Origin of the sequence: Halolactibacillus miurensis, from assembly GCF_900116255.1 — a bacterium.
Lineage (GTDB): Bacteria > Bacillota > Bacilli > Bacillales > Amphibacillaceae > Halolactibacillus > Halolactibacillus miurensis.
The window spans coordinates 51,870-76,667 of record NZ_FPAI01000001.1 but is presented as its reverse complement, the minus strand read 5'-3'; the positions used below and the strand labels follow the sequence as shown (position 1 = coordinate 76,667).

The following is a 24,798-nucleotide window of genomic DNA, read 5'->3' as shown; positions in this document are numbered from 1 at the left end:
AATTGAGTGCCGTATTGAGAAAAGAAGACACAGCAATAACAAACCTTATGATGATCGCTATATGAGTAACTTCTGAAAAGAACTAGTATTTGAACACCCGCATTAATTTTCGATACTAACAACTATAACAATGCGAATAATATCCTGCCCGCTACCAATAAAATCTGAGAGGCTATTATGAATAATTGTAATAAAGGTGTCATACTGTTAGCATGTAAAGCAATTAGAACACCATTTCTTTGATTAAAATATATATTTAATTTTATACCAAAGATTCTTATATTTAACTCATTACTAATTCTTTAACAAGACTATTAAACCAAATCTCATCATTAACATTGCGCTGTTTATCCATTAGAAAAACTTTTATATTACTAGTTGAATTTAGACGCAATTTTTCTTGATAATATCTTTCGATTTGGGTATTCGTTTCATTACTATCTTTATAGTGGAAGATATAAAGTTTTTTATTTTCTTTTTCTACTAAACTCCTAAACAAACCATTTATATGTCCATCATCGCTATTAAACCCATATCCTATAACACTTATAATGTCAGAATCGATAAAGTGATCATATAGTTCAACGTATTTACGAGACATTTCTACAGAAGTTAAAGGCTTTACCCCACTTTGGGTAAACATAAATGGCACTAAGATTCTTCCTTCTTCTTCAATAGCTGATGGTATTGTTAATATTTCATTTTTATAAGGATCATAATAATCATTGACACTGCCATTTAAATGATACACCGGAGTCTGTTCTATACTTGTTCCTTTAATTACTTGTTTAACAAAATTATTATAGTTAGTTGTGCCAACTGCAATCAAGTTAAATTCTTCTTGTAAATCTATCAAGTCATGATAATATCCGGGACCGTCCTTTAACCTTTGTGCATCAATGTTGACATTTTCTATAATATATCGTTGAACAGTATGAAGAAAGATAGCAATACGACTAAATTTAGCCCAGTGCGCTTTAGGATTATAGAGATATCTAAAATGGCTATCTATTAATGATTGATAATCCATTGCTTGACAGTATATGTCTTCTAAAATGGATCGTCCTAACTCTTTAAAAATTGTTATTCCCTCTGTAGTATCATCTATTTCAATAGGTTGCTCTTCAATTATAATCTCCATACCTGTTTGTCCTACACCTTGATAATTTAATGAGAAAATACCAGTTAAATCATCAAATACACTGATTTCATCGGGAGCTTGGGTAAATAATTCTTCATTTAGTTGAGAAACTAAATTTTGACCAAACGCCCCAACCAATAGTTCTAAAATAGCACGAATAATCCTCTTCAAGTACCTATCCTGAGGATGAATTTGCAATAACCTTAAAAATGCTGAAAAATAAGCAGAATCAAACAATGGAACTTGAGTAGCAAGTTTTTCATTTAATCTTATGGTCTGACTATACCTCTTTTGACCAATTTGTTCTTCTGTCTCTTCAGTGAATTTACTATTAATAATGTTATCTGTCACTGTCCAATCGCTTAATAGCACTAAAACATTTTCATCAAAGTTGTTAAGATAATTTAAAATATTCTGTCTTCTATTCTCTAAACTAGATGCAATCAGACCTTCAAACTCACCTTTACCAAATACATTTAATCTTTTATTTGCATAATTATCAGGTAACCATTGAGTAGCCAATTGAGACATTCTATCTATTGAATGAATTTTTTTTCGGAAAATTTCTTTGTCCTCTTCATTTGAAGTTCTAAAGATATCCAATGCAAATTTCCCTCCAGAAGGTAAACCATACCCTATTTCTGCACCTGCACCAAAAAAAAATAGATAATTTCGGTAAACTCATAATATCCCTCCACATTTTTTTATTTGTTCGAAAAAAGCTAACCACACTACTTCAACAAATCACCTAAAAAGTCTAAGAAAATGTTAATATAGCAATTTCAGAGCTAATATTCTTCTTTAATTTAACTTAGAAGATTACAGCTCCCTATCGCCATATATACAATTATTTCATAGGGTATTTATATTAGACATAGCAATATCGCCTTAACATTATGATAATTCGGCACTTAATGTACTCATTTTCATTAAATTAAACCCAATAATTCTAACTTGAAACTATTCAAAAATTTACCATCTAATGATACATTATAATATACCGCTAAAAAACAAAATGCAGATAATATATATCACAAATCTATATATAGTATTTCGTTTTGTATAACTATCATTTCATATTAGTGTAGTATCGTTTAATTACCATTATAAAACCATATCTTTTTATAGACAGGCTCATTTATGTTACTAAGTTAACAACATACTACAATCAAGATTATTTCAACTCGTTATCTAATGGCACAACTTGCTCATCCAGCACTTTACGCCACGCTCGCTTCATCATTTGCGGATACTTAAATGGTTTAACATCTGGATGCTGTTCTTTATAAGCCTCATAGTCTTTACTTTCAATAATGCTTTTAACGTTCGGAATAGATTCCATACCATACACATATTGAATGGCTGATGCATGTAGTTCATTTACTGAAACATGCCATGTACTCGCAAATGCATCAATCACTTCGTTTTTCTGATCAGTAAAAAATTGACGCTTTATCGCAAAGATATCTTCTGATTGATCAATATTATCGTGATCAATCGCATTTAATATCTCTCGGTAAACCTCTTTAACCACTTCTGTTTTGTTCAACTTCTGGAGGGCTTTTTCGATCTCCTCACGGACATCAGCACTGTTGGCCGCATAAGTGCCTAGTAATTGATCAATATAAGCAGCATCGATGTCATAGAGCTTCGTTGAATTGTCACTATAAAACGCGATATCAGAGAAATCCGGAGCATCATCTTCATCTTTTTCATCGATATCAACGAGGGAACCTTTAACCGTTTCATAAACACCCGCTTGTTCTTTTAAGATAGAGACTTGTTGTTGCATTGCCTTTGATTGATCCATCTCATTATTATAATCACCATAAGTAACAAGCGCTTCATAGGCGTTATTAAGCTCTTGATAAGCTTTAACATATTCTATCCGGTCTTCCAGTGGTGTTTGCTCATCCATCTTCCCTGGGATAACCGTAAATTCATTGATTTTTTTATAGGCTTGTTTGAACCGTTTCTTTGATTCATCATACGTAGGATAAATCAACCCTGATTCATCCCTTGCTTCAGAGTAAAGTTTTGTCGCATTGGCTACATTCTGTTCCATCTTATACGGTTTACGGAATGTGACAATTAATCCTTTTGTCTTTTCGGGATAGGTCCGATTCGTCCGTGAGAATGCTTGTATGAGTCCAGCATACTCCAAGTTACGATCAACAAAAAGCGTTTGCACCGTCGGTGCATCAAAGCCAGTGAGTAACCGGTCAACAACAATAACTAAATCCACTTGACGACCAAATTGTTTAAACTCCGCTCTCTTTCGTGCCAATCGGTTATTAATATCCCCGTTATAGCGTTCAATATCAGATAACGTCCAAGTTGTATCATAATAGCCGTTATACTCTTCTATAATCTGATTCATTTCACTTTGTTTGCCTTCGGCATTCTCTGTATTTTCATCTAATGAATAGGTGATCGCAATCCGCGGGAAATCTGGATCATTCATCGTGCGTCCTTGACGGATAGGATGGTCAGGAAACGACTGCTCTAACCAATTTGCTTCTTTTGTCATTACTTTAATCGCATAGTAATACTTCTTCGCCATCTCAATCGAGCTTGTCGTTAGAATCGCTGACTTTGTTGGGTGACCATTTCTAAAATCAAACTTTGTGTACGCGTTATCTGGACGAAAGATTTTACGAATGACTTTATCAATGTGCTCATCACGTTCATATATACTATTATCTAAGTATTTCTCTTTCTCTATGCCATCCATCTCATCAATGACACGATTCACTTGTTCAGGTGTCGATGACATATACTTATCGCTCAGCTTTAATTGTTGGAAAATCATATTATCTAATGATGTCGGTTCAATCGTAGTTTCGTGTTCCACTTGAAAACCTAGCACTGAACCATCTTCTAAAGCATTTTTAATTGTATAGGTATGTAACACGTCACCATATTGATCATACGTTGTTCGTGCTAATTGACCTTTGGCTTGTTTTTTATTTTCTTCAAATATGGGTGTACCCGTAAAACCAAACCACGTTGAGTTAGGGAAGAAGGCTTTAATTTCTTCCATGTTCTCGGCACTTAAGGCCCGGTGACATTCATCCACGATAAAAACAATGTGTTGACCCATCAGTTTTTTATAACGATTGGTGCCCTTTTGTTCTTCTTGTTTTTTCGCATATTTCAAGGCGGAATCAAGTTTTTGTCTCGTTGTTACAATGACAACATTAGAGTTTGCCTCTGCAAGTAATGTGTTACTTAGCTCTTTTGAACTCCCTGTCCCAACAATTAAACTATTTGAAACAGCAGTCCCTGTCGACATCCCTGTATTAAACTCTGAGGCAAACTTCGTGAACTCGCTCGTGGTTTGATTATCTAAATCTTTACGGTCCACCAACATAATCGTTCGGTCAATCCCAGACTTTCTTGCGAGTAGCTTCGTCGAAACAAAACTCGTGAGTGTTTTACCTGAGCCGGTCGCATGCCAGACATAACCGGATTCGTGTTTATTTGCCGAAACAAATAATGCTTCAATCGCATGGACTTGGTACGGATGTAAGACCATTAATATTTTATTATCTTGGTCTTCACTCACAATCGTATAATGCGCAATCAACCGGTGGGCATCAGGAATGTTTAACATCTGTTTACAGAACTCATATAAGTTTTCAACCTTTTTATTGTCTTTTGTGCGCCAGCTAAATAAGAACTTCCGGTGCATATTCTTTGGCAAGGCATTCGCAAAGTAACGGGTCGTTTGTTCATTCGACACGACAAAAAGCTGTAAGGTTGAAAAGATATTGTTTCGAAACATACCTTCTTCTGCATATTTCTTTACTTGATTAAACGCTTGATAGACCCCGTCTTTGGCCGTGACTTTCTTTAACTCAATCTGAACAATCGGTAACCCGTTAATTAATAACGTCACGTCAAAACGACGATCCCGGCCATTCTCTCGACTGCTTTGTTTCGCAATTTGATTCACGACTTCATAACTTGAGATACCCCCACCAATGTCTTGGTTTGAGTAAAGAATGAGTGAGGCTGAACCTAACTGACTATCTTCTCGTTCGATCGTGATTCTCGCAATCCCGTTTTCACCTTTTAACCATTTAGCTGCATCGAATGGGGTTTGCGTACGCAATAATAACTCGGTCTTTACTGCCTCAAACTCTTTATCCGTTAACGGCTGTTCATTGAGTTCAGATAGGTTATTGTGTGTAATCTTTTGACGTAAGTTCGCCCACAGATCAGCTTCTGACTTTAAGTCCGACCGATACGTCCATTGATTATGTCCTTCACCTAAGACATCAATCAAATGCGATTCAATTTCTGCTTCTTCTCGGTGTGTGAATTTTTGCATCAAGCTCACCTCCTAGACAAACATTTTTTGTAGAAAACCTTTTTTCGTTTCTTGTAGTAACTCAAGTTCACGTTCGTTTTTAGCGATTAAGTCATCAAGTTGTTTGAAGAATTCTCCGATTTGTTGTTGTTCTTTTATTTCTCTTGGGAGTAATATTTTTCTCTTTAATAATTCCGACTTAGTTATTCCCTTGATTGAAGTGCCTTGTAGTTTGTTTACCACCTTAATAATGTTTAAATATAGCGAGTAAAGAGCAAAATTTATATCAACATTTAACTTAGACAGTGATAAGAAATCTTGACTTGTAGCATAAATATAAGGAATTAATGCAATTTTCCCAACACCAACTCTAGTAACAACCGCAATTGAATTAGCGGGTATAATTTTGGCTGCAGAATTATTGATAGAATCTTCATTAATATACTTAGTAGGGATATCAACATTAAAATTATCTAGCCTTAAGTCACTACTTTGAAGCCAAGGAATTGTACCTTTCCAATAACTTTCAACTGACGTTTTAGGTGTTCCTCCACCATATGTTTCATTAGCTATATCATCAACCTTCTTAATTTCCCATTCCTCACTAAACCCATCAAACCGAACCCCCGGGACAGACTCTCCATCCTTCGGAAACATCTTTTGCAAGAAACCTTGCTTGCTCTGTTTTAATTTTTTGATTTGATGTTGCTGAAGGGCAATACGGTCATCGAGTTGTTTGAAGAATTCACCGATTTTTTGTTGTTCTTGAATATCAGGATATAAATAATCAAATTTTAAGACATTTGTCACACTTATTCCGAATACCTTCATCCCTGTTCCTGTTCTATAACCATATTTTCTGAATGATGAAGATTTTAATAAATAGTATAGATATAGTGAATCAGCTTTTTTCGGTCTTAATGCGATTGTATGAAGACCCGCTACAATATTAAATGGAATCTCATCAATTATTACTGCAGGTGTTGCAATTCCCTGATAATCTTCGGATGCATCTGCTAATATCAAATCGCCTTTTTGTAAAGTTTCATAATCTCCTGGAACGATATATGGAATATTAGATGCTCTATCTACCTTATCAGCTACCTTTGTATGAATATCTCCATAATGTATATATTTAGTTCCAGTTTCAGAATTAGATTCCACACTTCTAGATAAAGAATAAGATTTTACCCTGACAAAAATTTTTTCGAAACTTAATTTCTTTAGTTCACTTTCAAGAGGACTAAAACCTATGTTTGGCGTCTTTTTATTAATCATTCTTAAACACCTCTAAAGCACCCTTAATCCACTCTTCATCTTCATCACTGTACTGTAATGATGAAATGGCTTCAAAAAGACTTTTTTCTAGCTCTTTCTTGCTTTCACGCACTTCTTTTATCTCTTTTCCAACGGATTCCATATCGACTGGCTCTTCTTCTTCAAACGTATCAACATAACGCGGTATATTTAGGTTATAATCGTTTTCTTTGATTTCATCAAAGTTTGCCAAATAAGCGTATTTCTCAACCTCTGCTCTGTTTTTATATGTTTCGATGATTTTCTCAATATTCTCTTTTGATAGTTTGTTTTGATTCTTGCCTTTAATAAAGTCATTGCTTGCATCAATGAATAAGACATCACGATTGGTTCTGTTTTTCTTTAAGATAATGACCGTTGTCGGAATGGATGTACCAAAGAAAAGATTGGCCGGCATTCCAATGACCGCATAAATACTTCCGTCTTCTAAGAGCTTCTTACGAATCGTTCCTTCTGCTGCCCCTCGGAATAACACACCGTGTGGTAAGACAATCGCCATCGTACCTGTTTCTTTTAAATGATAGTAACCGTGTAAAACAAACGCAAAGTCTGCTTTTGATTTTGGCGCAAGTTTACCATAACGGTTAAAACGTGAATCATCTAAAAACGTTGCGTCTGCCGACCACTTCGCTGAATACGGTGGATTCATGACAACTGAATCGAACGTATACGGTTCATCAGTTGGCCAGTCTTTATTTAACGTATCACCGTTACGCACATTCATATCTTCTGCATCGACACCGTGAAGAATGAGGTTCATTTTTGCCAGATTAAACGTTGTTGTATTGAGCTCTTGACCATGATATTTCACTTTATCTGGATGGTTTAAATAATGACGAACATTTAACATCAGTGAACCTGACCCCATCGTTGGATCAAACACACTAAAGAGTTTTTTATCTTCTTGACCAATGGCGACGATACGTGCCATCATATCAGAGACCATATGCGGGGTATAGAATTCACCCGCTTTTTTACCAGCTTCTGAAGCGAATTGACTGATAAGGAATTCATACGCATCCCCGATCACGTCCCCTTCATAACCCACAACATCGACATCATTTAATTTCTTTAATACTTCTGTGATCGTCACATTACGTTGTTGGTCATCAGAACCTAATTTTTTAGATGTTAAATCAACATCGTCAAACAAGCCATTAAAGGTATCATATTTGGTTGATAGTTGAATAAAGGCTTTATTTAAATCGTTTAACTGAAAAACATTCTGTTTCGCTTGGTCTGCGAGTACATTAAATAAATACGCTGGTTCAATATCATAACCAAGTGTATCAATTAAAGTCGCCAACAAGTCTTCCTTTGTATCTTCATCGCTGAGTAATTCTTGATAAAGTTCTTTCTGCTTTTCTTGTGTTGAATATGTATCTAGTGATTCATCAGCAAGTTCTACGACTTGAACAAGTAATTTATCTGATAGATACTTATAGAAGATTAACCCCAATAAGTAATTCTTGTATTCTGATGCATCCATCTTGCTGCGCAGGTTATCTGCGGCACTAAATAATCGTTGATTTAATTCTGCTCCCATAGTTATAACGCTCCTCTTTGTTTAAATACATACATATCATACTTTTTAACATTGTATGCTTTTTACGTGTTTAGTTTTGAGTTTATAATATGTTCAATACTAAGCTACTGTTGAAAAAGCACCATCTCTTTTATCGTAGATCCATCATCCACTCTCTTGAGACCGTGCTTTTATCCTATTTTCACCTCGACCATATACAGATTCATTCTAAATTTCCGTCTCAATGTTCACCGTTTGTTTAATCTCATTCAATATCGGTGTCAGAAGGTCAATATCTACTTTTTCAGATTCTACAGTGAGTATTAGTGAATATCTTGCTTTTTTATGGCTGGCGCCTAAATGTTTTCTTTTCCTCCACCATCCATTCACTGGATAAACCGCTATGTAGCGTTGAGCCGCCATTTCACTAGCATAATCTTCCCAGATATCGGAATGTATCGATCCCATACTCTGATTGTTTTTACCAAGCGTCCAGTTTATTCCTGGATCTTCTCCTTTATCTTCTTTACTATTTCTAACCTTCTTATTTATTTTTTTAGTAAATTCATCCTTGTCGGAATGGCCATTTAATGCAAATCTTAGTCCGTGTGATTGATATAAAAATTTGTCTCTCCAACCAATCTCCCCAGGGCTTGGTTCTATAAAGTAAGATAGGGTTACTTTCATTTTTAATTTTACATCTTCAAATTTATCAGAAAGAAGTAAATCTGTAGGCCAAGGGATTTTGTGTAAGTGCATTTCATTCATACTGTCACCCTCAAAGGGCTGTAGTTCATCTTCAATGATCATCGCTACTCTATTGTTACTTGTATTGATTGCTCTGTCGTAATCAGGTACACCATAGCCACACGTTCTCAGCAATTTTGTGTAATCAGATTTTTTATCCGTCTGTAGAAATTGTTGTTTCATCTCTGGTGTCCAATCTGCGGAATGGATCATTAATCCTCTAATAGTTTCTGACCAATATTCAGGATAGATACTCCTTATTTTAGCAGCCATATTGGCGGCAAAAGCCGTCGCAGCACTTGTTGCCCAAATGATATCGAACAAGTTCTTAGTCACATCATGACCGGTTGTTAAAATTGATGTCGTATCATCCTGATAAGCTTGCTCATCCGATAACACAGCAGTTCCCCCATCTAAGACAATCTCAGGTTTAACCGGCCATCTACTATTATCCCATTCCCGAGATGTTCTTGAGTAAGGTGATAGTTGACCAAAAGAGGCTATATTCTCTTGATTTTTATCTTCTGTGTTAACATACGCTCCAACAGTTATGGCATTCCAAGATTGTGCAGGATCAGAAATACCTGTTTGGATGTTCAAGTCTGGATAGTTACCTTTCTCAAATGGAGGAGCAATATTACCACCAGCAACAACAAAGACTTTTCTATCTTCATCAAATCTACCTGCAATTAGTTCATCCAACGCACCTGACCAAGAACTTGGTCTACCATCAGTCAATGCATAATCATTTGCCGTAATAGCCATACAATAGACCCTTATTCTATCTGGATTATCTATCGTCAAATCACTGACGGATTCTTGGATGATGGCGCCATAAAGATGTTCATCATTCGCGCCACGATCAGGTAGTACTTTAACAGATTCAATTTGATGTGGAATCTTTATACTCTCAATACCTTCAAGGAGTTTTTCTAAATAACCATAAGCAATAACCCCTGACATGTTTGTTCCATGGCCTTTTACATCGAAACCATCATAATTTTCAAAATAACTATGGACATCTTCATCACTACAGATTCTTTCTAATAAAGGGTGGCCCGTATTAATACCTGTATCAAACAAGCTGACATAAATACCATTGGCCTCTACCTCAACCATACTGAGTAGTTCATCAACAAATTTGTGTTGATCTTCCACGTCTAGCTCAATGAAAAAAGGGGTCACTTCTACTGACTTACGAAATTCTGCAATGTGGTCTGACCTTTTAACTAATACTGATAAGTCTGTTTTTGATACTTTTAGTATAAATACAGTTCTTTCCTCAAAAAGAATCTGTTCATTTTTTATCTGTATGTTTAATGATGCCACTAAACGTTTAAAATCTGCAATAACCGTTTCATCTACTGAATCAACCCAAATTTCACACCATACCTTTTCAGCATCTGTGGGGATCCATTCTGTATTACCTGTCCAAAAAGATTCTAGAATAACCGCCTCTATGTTACTTATTGAGCGTACTAAATCATTATTTGTAGGGTTTTTATTAGGTAAGCCTAAAGTCGCTTCATACTCTTCTAGCTTTTTCAAAAACTTATTTGCATTCTTTTTAGGTAATGACATTACAACTTGTTCTACGTTTTCAACGTCTCCTGTACTATTTTGTACAGGTATTTCACGGATGTTCATAACTTTTGACTCGATTTTTCTATTTTCTAAACTATCAAATTTAAGACGCAACCCGGGTTCACCCGTAATCTGGAGGTATAACTTTTCTCTTTCCTCAAAGCTTTTAACTTTAGAATCAGTGACTACTTGATTAAATTTATTTTGTAGTATTTTTATATGACTGAGTTCGTCTTGCCTATTCGGATAAGGATCTTTCCCCCCACCGTTTTTACTCACAGTGGTAAACGCCATACTTTCCTTTGTGTTTTTTAGGTTTAGATGCTTCATTAGCTATTCACCTCATGATACACAGATTGTCTATCAGCTAAAGATTGTATAACCATTTCTTTCGAAATGTTTTCAAGATCATTGATAATACAGTCTTTGATTAGGTTATCGCATGCTGTGACTATTTCTGAATGACTTAAACCTTGAGCCATCTCTACAAAATCATCATAATTTTTTTCTGGATAATAGTTATTCAGTCGTTTAGACATAAGTTGTTTGATCTCATCGTGAGAAGGTTTGTCATAGAATAATATGTCATCGAACCTTCTATATAACGCTTTATCTAGACTTGTTACAGAGTTGGTTGCGGCTAATATCAAACTGCGCGAATGAACATTCTCGACTAATTGTAGGAACGTATTTAACACGCGTCGAATTTCGCCTACATCACTATCTCTATATCTTTCGCCACCGATCGCATCAAATTCATCAAAGAGATAGACCGCGTTCATATGTTCAATCGTATCAAATACTTTACGTAATTTCGCTGTTGTCTCTCCCATATATTTTGTTGTTAGTTTATCGGTATATATGATACCTAATGGCATATTTAAAGCTTTTGCTAGGACAGACGCCGTCATTGTTTTTCCTGTTCCCGGATCTCCCGCTAGCAGTATTGTTTGGTTTGGTTTTAATCCATGCTTTCTGAGTTTACCGCTATTCTTGTTTTCATTAATAATTTTAGTTAACTTACTTGATAATTTTTCATTTAATACCATATCACTTAAATTAATTTTTGGCTCTTTGAATTCGATTAAATCATTACTTTTAGAAAATTGAATGATGTTATTTTCTGTTTTTCTCGATTCATCAGCAATGTTTTTTAAATCTTTGGCTAAATTGGTGTTCCCTTTCCGCGCTTCATACGCAGCAAGTTGTTTCACGAGGGTATCAAACCTATTTTCATCATGGCTGTAATGTGATTTAATTAAACTTTTTATTTGATCTGCATTTGCCATTTATGACACCCCTTTTCTAATTTGCGCTCTTCTTTAGTATACCAATTTTATTATTAATATGATATCTATTGAGATTATTTCCGTATTATTAATACACCAAATATCTACAGGTGAAGTGTCTAAAACTCCTTCCTGATGTATATACTCAATATCTCTTACTTATTCAAATGATTATTTTCAATAAATTGATCAAAGTCATCATCTTTAACCTGATTAATTCGATACTGATTAAATTTATCGTATGCATCAACAGCAATTTTTTCAGCAACTGCTCTTGACACCTTACCAGCGTTCTCGAGTATGTCACGATCATTAAATTGTAGAAAGGCATTTAATTTGTCAGTCCAATCTTTCATGTGCAATGGGCGTTGCCGCTCTGCTTGGTCTTCAGCATAGTCTAAATACATTGTAACAATGCGATTGAGTGACTTTAATTCCTTTTCAGATAAGTAATTCTTAGCCACTTTCACATCTTTCTTCCGTACTTTATCACCGTCCCAATTGGTTAACCCCATATTGGCTTTCTCTGCATCCGCTCGATCTGAGATAAGTTCAGCTGCTGTTTTACCATGAATAGCAAAGTGTAATTTATTTTGAACGGTCGCAAAGAATTGTTGTGTGACCTCTGCATTAGGATCATAGTCTACTGAAGTCGCATAAATATCCGTAATCTTGTGATAGAACCGCTTCTCTGATGAACGAATATCTCTAATACGTTCAAGTAATTCATCAAAATAATCTTCTCCGAAGTTACGCATGTCTTTTAGACGTTCATCATCCATCGTAAATCCTTTAACGAGATATTCATTCAAACGTTCTGTCGCCCACTTACGAAACTGTGTCCCTCTATGGGAGCGAACGCGGTAACCAATGGCTAGAATCATTTCAAGATTGTAATGCTTGGCTTTTCTTTTTACTTCTCTTGTTCCCTCATTTTGAACTTGTAAGTAAAACTTACAAGTTGCTTCTGCGTCTAATTCCCGTTCTTCATAGATGTTTTTCACATGAAGCGTAATATTTTGAGGTGATGTTTGAAATAATTCTGCGATTGCCTTCTGTGTCATCCAAACTGTTTCATTTTCTAACCTTACATCAATTTTGGTGTGTCCGTCTTCTGTTTGATAAATAAGTAAATTGCTTTCATTCTCCAATTCATTCACCTCCTGTTTTTGATTCGTTTTCTTGAAAACAAAACCTTGCGAGAACATCTAGACCTTTAAGTTTTTTATTCTCGGTTTGTCTTTTGCGTGATCCATTCCTCTTTTAATATCCCATAACTTATCGAATCATAGTATTGTTCATTTACGATTCGCGCCTTTCTATATACCGCTTCTTTCTTAAACCCCAGTTTTTCAGCCAGTTTCATCATTCGTTTATTTCCAGACCAAGTAGATAATCCAAGTCTCACAAGTTTTGGATTAACAGAAAAGATCTCATCATTCCACATGCTTAACGCTTTTGAACCTATGTTATTTCCCCAATAGTTTTCATTAAAGATAACGATACCGATTTCCATCCAAAGTGTTTCTACTGACTTCCAGTACCAGTTCACTTGACCGATGATCTCATCTATCTCTTTATTGACTATGACCTTTTTATTTTTGAGTACATTCTTTTCACCCTGCAACAACCGCTCTTTTATATCCTCAATATATTCCTGTAAGTCAGATTCACTTAGCTTCTTGTAATAAGGTCCATTATATTTATGGAATTCCCGAGATGGATGATTCCAATACAAATAGTCTTCTAAGTCTTTCAACTTTAATTCTCTTAATATTATATTTGGTGATTCTGCCATGTTAGCTCCTTTAGGTTAGTCAGATCATTCATTTAGTGCCTCTATTTTCTTCTATAATCATAAACATCCCTGTGAATATTCAATCTCATATCATTAATGATAATTGTATCGTCATCAAGCCATTCAATATTATCCTCCGTACAATTTTTCTCATAGTATATTATTTTAGTATGCTTATCATGCCAGATAGTCGATCCATCTTCTGTTGTCTCTGGTTCATACCAAAGCCTTGCGTATTGGTCGTAAGACTCATTTTTGTTAGTAATTACATTTCCTTCTTCATCATAACGCTCTTCTTGTTTTCCTAACAAAATAAGCTCTACTTGATACTGACCATCTGGGGATACTTCAAAGGTGAGTGTTTGGTGAAAATCATATTGATCAAGATTCACGTGGAAAAGTGAAAAGTATACACCTACGGCTATTACACCAACTACTAACACACCTATGATTATCATTTTAGATCTTTTCATAGAGCTCCCCCTAACAAGTATCTATGTAAAACTCACCGAATTAACTCATGACTCAAAGCGTTGATTGACCACCTTTATATAACTGCAACCTCTATACTATTATAATAACATTAGAGATAGTAACTACTTCAACTTCTATTCTACATCCTTCAATTCAAGTTCTCTTAATAATATAATTAATGATTGTGCCATGTTAGCTCCATTTAGTTAATCAGATTATTCCTTTCGTTGTAACATCTGTTTTGATATATAACGAACATCATTATCTTTGCTTGAAGTCATATAGCTTAGCACTAACTTGTTCAAGCCATTTAATAACGCATTAAAATAATTATCGTAATAGTTTGTTTAATGTAGAGTGTATTAATAATTTGCTATAGCACCTCATAATTCTTTTTCCGCTTCTATTTCTTGTCTTTTCATTTTTTATAAACCACGAAATTCCTGAAGAATCCTGCTTACGGTGTGAGAAAAAAATTCCTTTTAGCTTTCACCTGGACTGCGTGAAATTTTGTTAAAGTCTGCTCGAACAAAAGCATTTGTCGCTAGGAATAAGAATAAAGCGCCGAAAGCTATAATAATGATTCCACTCATCCAAGGTGTGATTATGAAGCCGTTCAAATCAAACGCCAAACCCAGTTCCACCCACTCTGTCTGTGTCAATCCACCTTTTTCTAACATAATCGTTCGAAAGATGGCGGTAGTATAGGTCATAGGATTAAAATACGCAAAAGACCGAAGAACATTAGGTAAAAAGGCCAATGGAATATACGCTCCGGATAAGAAAGTAAACGGAAGAACGACAGCTTGTTGGACGACTTGAAAAGTAGAAGAGCTTTTGACCATTGAAGCTAAGAATAAACCTAACCCAGAAAAAACTAATCCGACTAACATCAAAATCAATAGAACATAAATAAAGGTATACCAATGATCAAAACTTAAGCCAGTAAAGAAACCGATTATTAGTATCAAAATTCCCTGGGTTGTTGCGATGGTAGCCGCAGATAGAATTTGTCCGAGAGCTACTTGAAAACGACTGGTTGGGCTCACTAAAATCTCTTTCATATAACCTGAGACAGTATCATCAATGGTCGAGGTCGCAATATTCAAGGACGTTTGGAATACTGTTGCTACAATGATTCCTGCGAGTAAGAATGCGGTTGGGTCTTCTACCTGATCTGTTTTAAAAATCGATCTGAAAATATAAAGGAAAAAGAAAGGAATAATTAGTGATGTGATAAGTTTAACTCGATCACGAACGAACCCTCTAATGTTCCTGAGCCATAGCGCTGTGATTGTTCTCATTGTGCAGATTCCTCTCTAATCTCTTTACCTGTAATTTCTAAGAAGACATCGTTCAGCGTCCCTTTTTTGATTTCAAGATTATTTATTTCATTCTTGAACGGTTCAATAAACTCCAGAAAATGTTGAATACTATCTATATCAATATAAAAAGTTTCTTTGTCCCTTTTGTACGTATGCTCATCTCTATTCAAAGCTGCTTCAAAAAGGTCTGAATTACTTACCTGTACAATAGCTTTATCCTTCGTATAAAGCCGCTTCAAGTTCTCAGGTGTGTCGTTTACCATTATTTTACCGTCATCCATGATAGCTACCTTATCACAAATTTCTGCCTCATCCATATAATGCGTTGTCAGAAAGATGGTAATGTTTTTTTCTTTTTGAAGTCTGGTAATGTATTCCCACATTCTATTTCGTGTTTGTGGATCTAAGCCGGTTGTGGGCTCATCTAAAAATAATACTTTTGGGTAATGTAACAAGGCACGCGCTATTTCTACTCGACGTTTCATTCCACCCGAAAGACTAGACACACTTTTATTCTGCCAATCAACGAGATCAACAAGATCCAATACAAAATTGATTCGATCCTTGACCTCTTTTTTTGGTACCCCATAAAAAACACAGTGCATCTTCAAATTCTCACTTACCGTCATTTTTTCATCTAATGTCTGTGATTGGAAAACAACGCCGATTGCTTGGCGTACGGCATCTTTTTCAGTTGAAACATCTTTTCCGTCAATCAACAGTGTGCCGGCTGTTTTTTCCATCATCGTACATAAGGTATTGATTGTTGTACTTTTACCCGCTCCATTTGGTCCTAAAAAGGCAAATATACTGCCCTCTTCTACTTCAAATGAGACATCATCTACTGCCGTAAAATCTCCATATTTTTTAGTATAGTTTCTCACTTCAATGATTGACTTCATAATGAGTTCTCCTGTTCGTTTTTTTTACCTTACATCGCATTTAACTCACATCGACTTATTGAACTACCCCCACCTAACATTCTCACGAATGTTTGAGGAAGGGGATTCCGTAAGGACACCCTAAAGGGGACCCATGCTCATTCAACTAAGCATAGGTTTTTCTACTCTCCAACCGCCGCAAACCTATTTTCTCAACATCTGTTAAAGCATGTTGGGGAAATAGTGTGTCCCAGGAACACAACTTGCTTTGGTCGAATCGTTCTGTCTGGTAGAACACATGGGTTCTGACAAAAGACAGGGTACGCGTCATATACGCCCATTGCGTCCAATGGTGTAGACCTTGTTTCTGCTCTGGAACAAGTGAATACAACATCGGTGGGAGTTTTTCTTTAAAGCCCATTGCCCGTCGGGCAATGACATAAGCGGCTGCCATGTGAATGGACACACCGAGCCGCTTCATATATTTCATCTTGCCAATTTGACTTGTATAAGCAGGGTTAACAATGTAGACAGCCACCCCCATTTTTTCAGCTCTTGACTTGATTGCTTGGATCATCTTTTGATAAGCAAACTGACTCATTCGTCGATTCGCTTTTTTGTTTCCATAAGGACGCGACACTTTGGACCGTGTCGTATCCAATCTTTCAATAGCGAGTGGTTTATGATGTTTAACGGCATAGTCAACGAGGGCAATGACCTCTGCTTCTATTATTTTCGCCTGCTGTCCACTGGTTTTACCCTCTAAGTTAAACGGGAGGATAAAGGCATCCACACATTGACCTATGGCGTTGATATTGGCGACTGCGATATGATTCACATTCAAATCAACACCAACCATACCCGTTGATGTTGAGATATTCAGATAGGGTGTAGCCGGCACATCGATTAAGCATTTAACGATATAGTAGTCACCATGATCCTCAAGCGACCATCCAATAGGCTTCCCGTACTTTTTCTTATCTTTCAGGTTCATTTGTGTCTGAATGGCGTGATTAACATGATCTTGACCATAAGGAAAAACAACGTCAGCGAGACGAATGACGCATTGGTCGATCGCTTTGAAGGTAAGGGTATGCATCTCTGGGTGATAATGAAAGACAAAGTTACCTGATTTGGCGTCTTTCCTTCCCGAAATGGTCATCTTACCGTAACGCGCCGCTACCCAATCTTTCTGCCAACGCTCAGGATGAGCGTGATAAGACGTTTGTGTTAACCGGCCGCGCGCGAGTTTTTTACTCCCGAAACACACACCCGCCACTTTGTTTGACAATCCAATCAATTGTTTTTCATATCGATCTTTCTTAAAGTTCAACTGACCCAAACGAGCCTTTAGGTGTTTGATTTCAACATCAAGGTATTGATGTTCAAAATCATAAGCACAGTAAAATAAGCGTGTGGAATGCTTATATGTCACAACAAAAAAGGCCCCTTTTTGTTGTTCACGTGACGTTTTGTTAAACATCGGCGTTCCTTTGACAAAAGAGCCTTTTATCTTTTGAAGGGTCGTCAAGCGCGCCTTCGTCGCTTTTATTTTTCTTTTTACTGCGTTGATTTGTTCTTTTTTATTACGTATATACATTGTCTTTAATTCTTTTTGCGCGGATAGAAGCGCGCGTCCTTGTTGAACAGCACTGTTCGCATAATAATCATTTAAGTCGTAACGTTGCTTTAACCGTTGATGGATGGAGACGGAACTTTTCTCTTTCGAGCCCCTAAGCTCACGGACCTCCGCTTGATAGCGAAAATGTTTAGCTTGATTAAACACCCGGAGGGTGTGATCCATGGACGTAACAAAATCAGGGTCGAGCTTATGCTTATATAAGCGATTTGAAAAAATGGCCTTCATGCCCATGATACCCACCCTCTCTTTGTTTTGTGACGATCATTGTTAATGCTTTAATTATACCACGCAGAATATATGTTTGTCACTTCAAAAATATTCAAAACAAACGATTCATCACCCACCTAGTGCTGACGCACTTGAGGAAGGTGTCTTCTCGCCCTAAAGCGATAAATCCATTAAATGGTCATTTCTTGCTACTGGTGGATGATGAAGAATATTCTTTTCCGTAATGCCACCAATAAATTGGCCAGGATTAGTTAGAATTAGTTTATCTTTATACTGCTTGAGCATATTTGTACCTAGTATCCTGTAATCTCTATGACCAAATGCATTTAACAATGATTCTCTTAAAACAATTATTAGCACAGAACGCCACTTTTTTTAAGCGGTATTCTGTACTCTAGACATATAGATTTATTCCATTATTGTCTATATACTCTTACATCATCTCCTAAAGCTCTCTTAACTGTGAACTTTCCAACAAAGTCATCATATTTAATATCCTCATCCCAAATTTCTCCGGTTATATTTTGATAAATGGGGTACACTTTTAATGTTACTGGATACGAATATGTTCCCTCCCATTCAATTTGGAATGTATCTGTTGAGGATACTGAAAATCCCAACTTTGACTCAAGTAGTTTTGCCGAAATTCCTGCCTCGGCATTATATGATGTAGTAATACTGACGCCTTGACTAATCTTAACTTTACCAGCGGGACGATTGTATTTTCTTAATACTTCACTAAAGTCAGTGCTAGTAGTAACTCTTTTGTTTTTAACATAGTATTCTCTGAATATAAAGAACAGGGTAATATCAGTCTCTCTATTTGAGTAAGTATTGTTGATAGTTCTTTTAACAGCAATCAAGTTGGGATTGTATGTTTCTCCTAAAGATGCCTGATAAACTTTTATGTTTTCTTCTCCTGTAATTGTGATCACCTGATTTCGATCATCATTTGAAACGACAATACCAGTTTCTTTTGTCATATCCTCAGCAGCAAATGCAGACATAGGCATAATATTAGATATAATTAACACAATTATTAACAATAAAATGTTTTTTTCATTCGAATTCTCCTTAGTATTTATTAATACTCATTTTCGTATTCATTCTTTGACATCATAATAATTAACAGCAATGGTGAGGGCTACTATCGCAGCAAAATAGACTCCTACAAAGAAACCGGATTGTATCGTCCAGTAGAACTTCCATGGATTCAAAAATCCATAAATAAAGAAAGTTGTTCCGGCTATAATCATCACAAAGCGGATAAGGTAGTAGCACAAAAAACTTTTTCCTGTTTTGATTCCTTCTTTGCTAGGACGAATATATAATTGCCATACCGCAAGGGCAGATATACTTACTAGCCATATCACAATGCAACTATACACAAATCCTGTTAAGTGATAATGCTCAACGAATCCAGAAAATCCCGTGTAAAAATTACCTGATGTGATATCCTGTCTTGTTATTGGAAATTCTACAATCATAGAGATCATCCACATAACTAATAAAGCAAACATAGACAAAGCTGCGAGAATTTTAAGTATCCAACTTGTACTAAAAATTATTTTATGCTTTTGAATAGGAACACCTTTTTTATTTATGTTATTAAAGTTCATTTCATCAACATCATTGTTCATCAGGTAATCCAATGAACAATCAAAAAATGTACTTATCTTGATGACATTATCAATGTCCGGAATGGCACCCATCTCCCATTTTGAGATTGCTTGTCTTGATACGTTTAACTTAGCAGCCAATTGTTCCTGGGATAATCCATTCAATTTTCTTAACCGATGAATTTTTTCACCAAAAGTCATCCTCATCACCTCCTCCCCTATGTTTATATAGCTATGAGCAAAACTCTGTTTTTATAAAGTTCGTTACAGAACTAAAGTGAACGATACCCGTTACATAGTCTGTTGGTTTTTACAACGCATTTCAGGTTTTGCTCATCTCTATGTATATCATAGAAAAACAGGCTATATTGTGCCACCGTTCGTGGTTTACAAAAGCGCAACTCACTGTTGCAATACAGCAAAGGATAGATTAATCACGAATAAGTGTGTTGACCTGTTACTGAATGAATCCACTAAATTATTTATGATATGGCTCATTTCTGTTGATACGGAATGCTCGGTACACCTGTTCAAGCAACACAAGCCGCATCAACTGATGTGGTAACGTCATCTTTGAAAACGACAAGGCGAAGTTACTACGCTGCATCACATCTTTACTCAGTCCAAGTGAACCACCGATCACAAACGCTATCTTGCTCTTACCGTGGATCGCTAACTGATCCATTTCTTTGGCAAGTTGTTCTGAGGTCAATTGCTTGCCTTTAATTTCTAACGTAATGACGTACGTATCTTGATTAATCTTCTGTAAGATGCGTTCGCCTTCTTTATTCTTGATCTCTTCCATTTCTGCATCACTTAACTTTTCTGGTGCTTTTTCATCGGGTACTTCAATTAAGTTAAGCGTACAATAAGCCCCTAACCGTTTTTTATATTCATCGATACCTTGCTTTAAATATTTTTCTTTTAACTTTCCTACACTGATTACACTAATCTGCATACTGTCACCTCTTAGGTTTTAAGTTGTCATTTGATCATTGTTTATATTTATTAGTTTTTTCTTGTGGTGTTATTCTTTTTCTTGTGCCTGAATTATTCGTGTTTGTTTCTTAACACCAAGATTGTATCTAGCAAAACATCCGCTGCGACTAACACATCTTCTGGTATGACTGTTTCATCCGGGCGATGACTGACACCGTTCGGTGTCCGGAGGAAAAGCATACCGGTTGGTGTGATTTCTGCCAGATGCATCGCATCATGACCAGCACCACTTGGAAGTATGTGGACGGGATAATCATTGCCCTTAATCTCCGTTTCTAGATGGCTCATCATCGCCTCTGACATCTTCACAGGTTTTGCTTCATCTAACTTTTTAACGTTGATAGTGACACCGAAATCCGCTTCAACGTTTTTAGCTAGTTCGTGGATATGCTGATCGAGTCGATCAAGCTCTGATTGTTCAATATCACGTAAGTCGATCGAGAATGTTACTTTATTTGGAATGACATTAATGCTTCCGGGTTCAACATGGATTTGACCGAAGGTCACAACGGCCTGACTGTTGTTCTTTACTTCGTTATGTAGCGCTAATATAAAGGCTGACTGGGCAATGACAGGATCTTTCCGGTCGTGCATCGGTGTCGCTCCCGCATGTCCTGCTTCACCGGTTATCTCAATGTCATACCAATTCAAACCGACAATCCCACTGACTATCCCAACAGGTAAGTCTAATTGTTCCAGTACTTTCCCTTGTTCAATATGAACTTCTAAATAACCTAATAGCTTATCGACATCAGCTTTTATCTCAGTTAAGTCAAGTGGCTGATTTGTTGCTGCTGTTCTTACTTCATCAAGTGAGATTGACTGATCATCAACATACGCTAACTCGCCCTCATGAAACGTCCCCGCAAAAGCACGGCTACCTATCATACCGGTTTTAAAGCGGGCGCCTTCCTCATCAGTAAAGCTCACGACTTCTAAGTGAAACGGTAAGGTTAAATGGGTCTCACTCGCATGGCGTAAAAGTTCTAGTCCAACGACAACACCAAGTGTCCCGTCATATTCCCCGCCATTTACGACCGAGTCTATATGTGAACCAATCAGTAAGGTTTTCGCTTCGGTATTTTCACTCGGATACTGGATAAAGAGATTACCAATCGCATCTTCTCGTGTGCCTAATTGATGCGCTTGGGCTTGTTTAATTAAATAATCTTTGGCCTCTCGTTCTTCTTTTGTGAAACTTAACCGGGTAATGCCTGAGCTTTGACTCGTAAAAGTAGCTAGTTGATTAAGATCTTTCATCATTCGTTCTAAAGAAAGCATAACGTGTCACATCCTTTGTTGGTAAATAGTCTCTATTTAAGTTCATTCTTTATGTGTGCCTCTTTGCCGCTTTTGGTTGTCTATTTCCATTATAACGTAAATCACGGAGGCGTTTCTTGAATTTAAGCGATTTTTGTCAATAATTTATGCTATTTCCCGGGAAATATTTAAATCTAAGTACACTTCATTCGATTTTGATTTTATCATCTTTTATGTTAACGCAGGAATGATAGATGAATACGGCAGCAGTCGTATCTATCTACACCATGACCGCAGGCGTTTTCATGTTTATCTTTTTTTATTTGTGATAAACTAACACTAGGTATAAAAGCTGGAACAATCAAGTTGATGAGGAGGATGTAGAGATGGAAAAAATGATTTTTGTTGAGACGGGTGTTGGTATTGATACGCATGGCCAAGACGTGACCAAGGCAGCGGTCCGTGCGGTTGTGAATGCGATTCATTATAACTCAATGCCAGGGATTAAAGACTTCTTACCTGAACAATCGCTACATAACATGAAAGTCAATGTCGTCTTAGGTGTCCCAACAGACACAAGTGAAGTAGATATCGACAAAATTAAAGCCGAGATTCCTTATGGTACTGTTACCGTTGACGTTGTCCCAGGTGGACTTCAAACAACGAGTGGGATTTATCTCGAGGAACAACAAGACAAAAATGATCTCATGTATATCGTCAATGCGGCCGTACAAGTGGGCTATTAATTAGCTTGCTTTTCTTCCACACTTAAAGTAAGCGTCATCATTTTGATTTGTGACTCTTTTTTCCGTGATTGCTTTAGTATTTTTATGTTTCTTAGTTATTTTCTCTTTTAGTTTACCATTTTCTTATTATATTAGGAGGCTATTTATATGTACAAACCAAGTGACAAACGTTACGACAACATGACGTATAACCGGGTTGGTAATTCCGGTTTAAAACTACCAGCTATCTCATTAGGGTTATGGAATAACTTTGGTGAACCAGATTCATTCGAAAACCAGCGGGCCATGTTAACCCGTGCTTTTGATTTAGGAATTACTCATTTTGATCTCGCCAATAACTATGGTCCTCCCGCTGGTTCAGCGGAAGAAAACTTCGGTAGAATTTTAAAGAAAGATTTTGCCGGATTCCGTGATGAACTGGTGATTTCATCTAAAGCCGGTTTTCATATGTGGGACGGTCCTTATGGTGACTGGGGATCAAAGAAATATCTTGTTTCAAGTCTTGATCAATCACTTAAACGAATGGACTTAGATTACGTCGATATTTTCTATCACCACCGTCCAGACCCAGACACACCTCTTGAAGAAACGATGCAAGCACTCGACTTAATCGTGAAACAAGGAAAAGCGCTCTATGTTGGGATTTCAAACTATGATGCCGAACAAACGAAACAAGCAGTCAAAATTTTAAAAGAACAAAAGACACCGTTTATTATTCACCAAGCGTCTTACTCAATGTTAAACCGCTGGGTCGAAGAATCACTACTTGATGTATTAAAATCAAACGGCGCTGGTGCGATTGCGTTTGTCCCACTTGCTCAAGGCTTACTCACAAGTAAGTACTTAAAAGGTGTGCCAAAAGATTCCCGCGCAAGCAAAGCCCATATCCCATTCTTAAATGAAAAAGATATTAAAGAAGACGTCATTAACAAAGTGATTGAACTGAATGAACTGGCACGTTTACGTGATCAATCTCTCGCTCAAATGGCCCTTGCTTGGGTCCTACGTGACGAGACAGTCTCAAGTGCTCTAATCGGCGCAAGTAAAGTGAGTCAAATTGAAGAGAACGTGAAAACACTGGATAACTTACACTTCTCTAGTGATGAACTCGCAAAAATTAATGAGATTTTAAAAGATAACTAAGGTATTTGCATATTTCAAAGAATCATCCTTCTGGCTCATTTGGTTTAGCTAGGAGGATGATTCTATTTGTTTCTTTTTAAATTAAGACGGTTATAATCTCTGATAATACGTATAGCCACTAAGAAGTAATCCGAATCCCCCGACTAATGCGAGAATACTACCTACCGTTCTGACATTTGTCGTCGTTGTCGCATACACCCGCTCATAATCGATCGTAGCCATTCCACCACCATTTTGATCCAAGGCAATATTGCCAAACATCTCACCAATCTGTCCTGAGGTAAAGATTAATACAAAACCAACCACTGTCAGACTAACTAATAATATAAGCGCCGCTTTTTCAACGTTATTTTTCATAGATTCATCCTCCTTAACTTTCCACTTGTTAACAACATTATATACATAAAGTAACGCCTTATGCCATTGTTCGTTTTTTACACAGGATGCTGAACTATGACGCTTAAGCAAAGAACGACTATCATGTGGAAAAGTCACCGCTATGTATAATTTTTTTCTATGACCAATAGTTATCCACAAAACTATCCCCAGAATGCGCGTTTTTTCATTATTCACCGCTTTTCAACAGGAAACCCACAGTTTTTCCCCCGAATTATCAGATTTATTTACACAATATTTACGACCGGTTCATTTATTTAGTGTTCGAATCTCTGTTCTCAACTATATCTAGCGAGTTACTCACAATTCTATCCACACCCTGTGAATAACTTTTTTGTTTATACACAAAAACCCGCTTCTTTTACCTAA

Annotated in this window: 19 protein-coding genes; 2 read left to right on the top strand and 17 right to left on the bottom strand. The window is 36.6% G+C overall.

Translation table 11 applies throughout. The features are described from left to right. Positions 1-283: 283 nt before the first annotated feature. From BM390_RS00330 to BM390_RS00250, 16 genes are all read right to left on the bottom strand, one after another. Positions 284-1,744 carry a hypothetical protein gene (locus BM390_RS00330; protein ID WP_246806766.1) on the bottom strand — a complete coding sequence of 487 codons (1,461 nt, stop codon included), beginning with the start codon at positions 1,742-1,744 and terminating at the stop codon, positions 284-286. A gap of 571 nt (positions 1,745-2,315) precedes the next feature. Next, entirely contained in the window at positions 2,316-5,477 is a 3,162-nt protein-coding gene (locus BM390_RS00325; RefSeq protein WP_089852684.1) for a type I restriction endonuclease subunit R, read from the bottom strand. A gap of 12 nt (positions 5,478-5,489) precedes the next feature. Then, positions 5,490-6,734, bottom strand: coding sequence for a restriction endonuclease subunit S (locus tag BM390_RS00320; RefSeq protein ID WP_062320072.1), 1,245 nt, complete (start codon positions 6,732-6,734; stop codon positions 5,490-5,492). Next, positions 6,727-8,319 carry a type I restriction-modification system subunit M gene (locus BM390_RS00315; protein WP_062320070.1) on the bottom strand — a complete coding sequence of 531 codons (1,593 nt, stop codon included), beginning with the start codon at positions 8,317-8,319 and terminating at the stop codon, positions 6,727-6,729. Before BM390_RS00315 ends, BM390_RS00320 begins: the two co-directional genes overlap by 8 nt. A gap of 207 nt (positions 8,320-8,526) precedes the next feature. Next, entirely contained in the window at positions 8,527-10,959 is a 2,433-nt protein-coding gene (locus tag BM390_RS00310) for a S8 family peptidase (RefSeq protein ID WP_089852683.1), read from the bottom strand. Further along, positions 10,959-11,918, bottom strand: a complete 960-nt coding sequence (locus BM390_RS00305; RefSeq protein ID WP_062320063.1) for an AAA family ATPase — start codon at positions 11,916-11,918, stop codon at positions 10,959-10,961. Before BM390_RS00305 ends, BM390_RS00310 begins: the two co-directional genes overlap by 1 nt. 155 nt (positions 11,919-12,073) lie before the next feature. After that, a complete protein-coding gene (locus tag BM390_RS00300) occupies positions 12,074-13,069 on the bottom strand; it encodes a virulence RhuM family protein (protein ID WP_062320062.1) in 996 nt (331 codons plus the stop codon). A 74-nt stretch (positions 13,070-13,143) separates the two neighbouring features. Beyond that, positions 13,144-13,716, bottom strand: coding sequence for a GNAT family N-acetyltransferase (locus BM390_RS00295; protein ID WP_062320060.1), 573 nt, complete (start codon positions 13,714-13,716; stop codon positions 13,144-13,146). Positions 13,717-13,757: 41 nt separating this feature from the next. After that, a complete protein-coding gene (locus tag BM390_RS00290) occupies positions 13,758-14,189 on the bottom strand; it encodes a DUF5412 family protein (RefSeq protein ID WP_062320058.1) in 432 nt (143 codons plus the stop codon). Positions 14,190-14,672: 483 nt separating this feature from the next. Beyond that, positions 14,673-15,494 (bottom strand): ABC transporter permease, encoded by an 822-nt coding sequence (locus BM390_RS00285; protein ID WP_062320057.1) that lies wholly within the window; start codon positions 15,492-15,494, stop codon positions 14,673-14,675. Next, positions 15,491-16,417, bottom strand: coding sequence for an ABC transporter ATP-binding protein (locus tag BM390_RS00280; RefSeq protein ID WP_089852682.1), 927 nt, complete (start codon positions 16,415-16,417; stop codon positions 15,491-15,493). Before BM390_RS00280 ends, BM390_RS00285 begins: the two co-directional genes overlap by 4 nt. A 145-nt stretch (positions 16,418-16,562) precedes the next feature. Continuing rightward, positions 16,563-18,269 carry an IS200/IS605 family accessory protein TnpB-related protein gene (locus tag BM390_RS15345; protein ID WP_177220583.1) on the bottom strand — a complete coding sequence of 569 codons (1,707 nt, stop codon included), beginning with the start codon at positions 18,267-18,269 and terminating at the stop codon, positions 16,563-16,565. A gap of 413 nt (positions 18,270-18,682) precedes the next feature. Continuing rightward, entirely contained in the window at positions 18,683-19,249 is a 567-nt protein-coding gene (locus BM390_RS00265) for a hypothetical protein (RefSeq protein ID WP_177220582.1), read from the bottom strand. A gap of 120 nt (positions 19,250-19,369) precedes the next feature. After that, on the bottom strand, positions 19,370-20,086 hold the full coding sequence (locus BM390_RS00260; RefSeq protein ID WP_062323652.1) for a helix-turn-helix domain-containing protein: 717 nt from the start codon (positions 20,084-20,086) through the stop codon (positions 19,370-19,372). Between the two features lie 277 nt (positions 20,087-20,363). Beyond that, on the bottom strand, positions 20,364-20,843 hold the full coding sequence (gene rlmH, locus BM390_RS00255) for a 23S rRNA (pseudouridine(1915)-N(3))-methyltransferase RlmH (protein ID WP_062323653.1): 480 nt from the start codon (positions 20,841-20,843) through the stop codon (positions 20,364-20,366). A 92-nt stretch (positions 20,844-20,935) separates the two neighbouring features. Continuing rightward, on the bottom strand, positions 20,936-22,165 hold the full coding sequence (locus BM390_RS00250; protein ID WP_062323656.1) for a Zn-dependent hydrolase: 1,230 nt from the start codon (positions 22,163-22,165) through the stop codon (positions 20,936-20,938). A 365-nt stretch (positions 22,166-22,530) separates the two neighbouring features. Here BM390_RS00250 and BM390_RS00245 point away from each other — a divergent pair, with 365 nt between their 5' ends. Next, positions 22,531-22,890 (top strand): Lin0512 family protein, encoded by a 360-nt coding sequence (locus BM390_RS00245; protein WP_062323658.1) that lies wholly within the window; start codon positions 22,531-22,533, stop codon positions 22,888-22,890. 147 nt (positions 22,891-23,037) lie between these two features. Then, positions 23,038-24,033, top strand: a complete 996-nt coding sequence (mgrA, locus tag BM390_RS00240; RefSeq protein ID WP_062323660.1) for an L-glyceraldehyde 3-phosphate reductase — start codon at positions 23,038-23,040, stop codon at positions 24,031-24,033. Positions 24,034-24,123: 90 nt separating this feature from the next. Here the strand turns inward: mgrA and BM390_RS00235 are convergent, their stop codons facing one another. Further along, entirely contained in the window at positions 24,124-24,390 is a 267-nt protein-coding gene (locus BM390_RS00235) for a hypothetical protein (protein ID WP_062323662.1), read from the bottom strand. Positions 24,391-24,798: the final 408 nt, after the last annotated feature.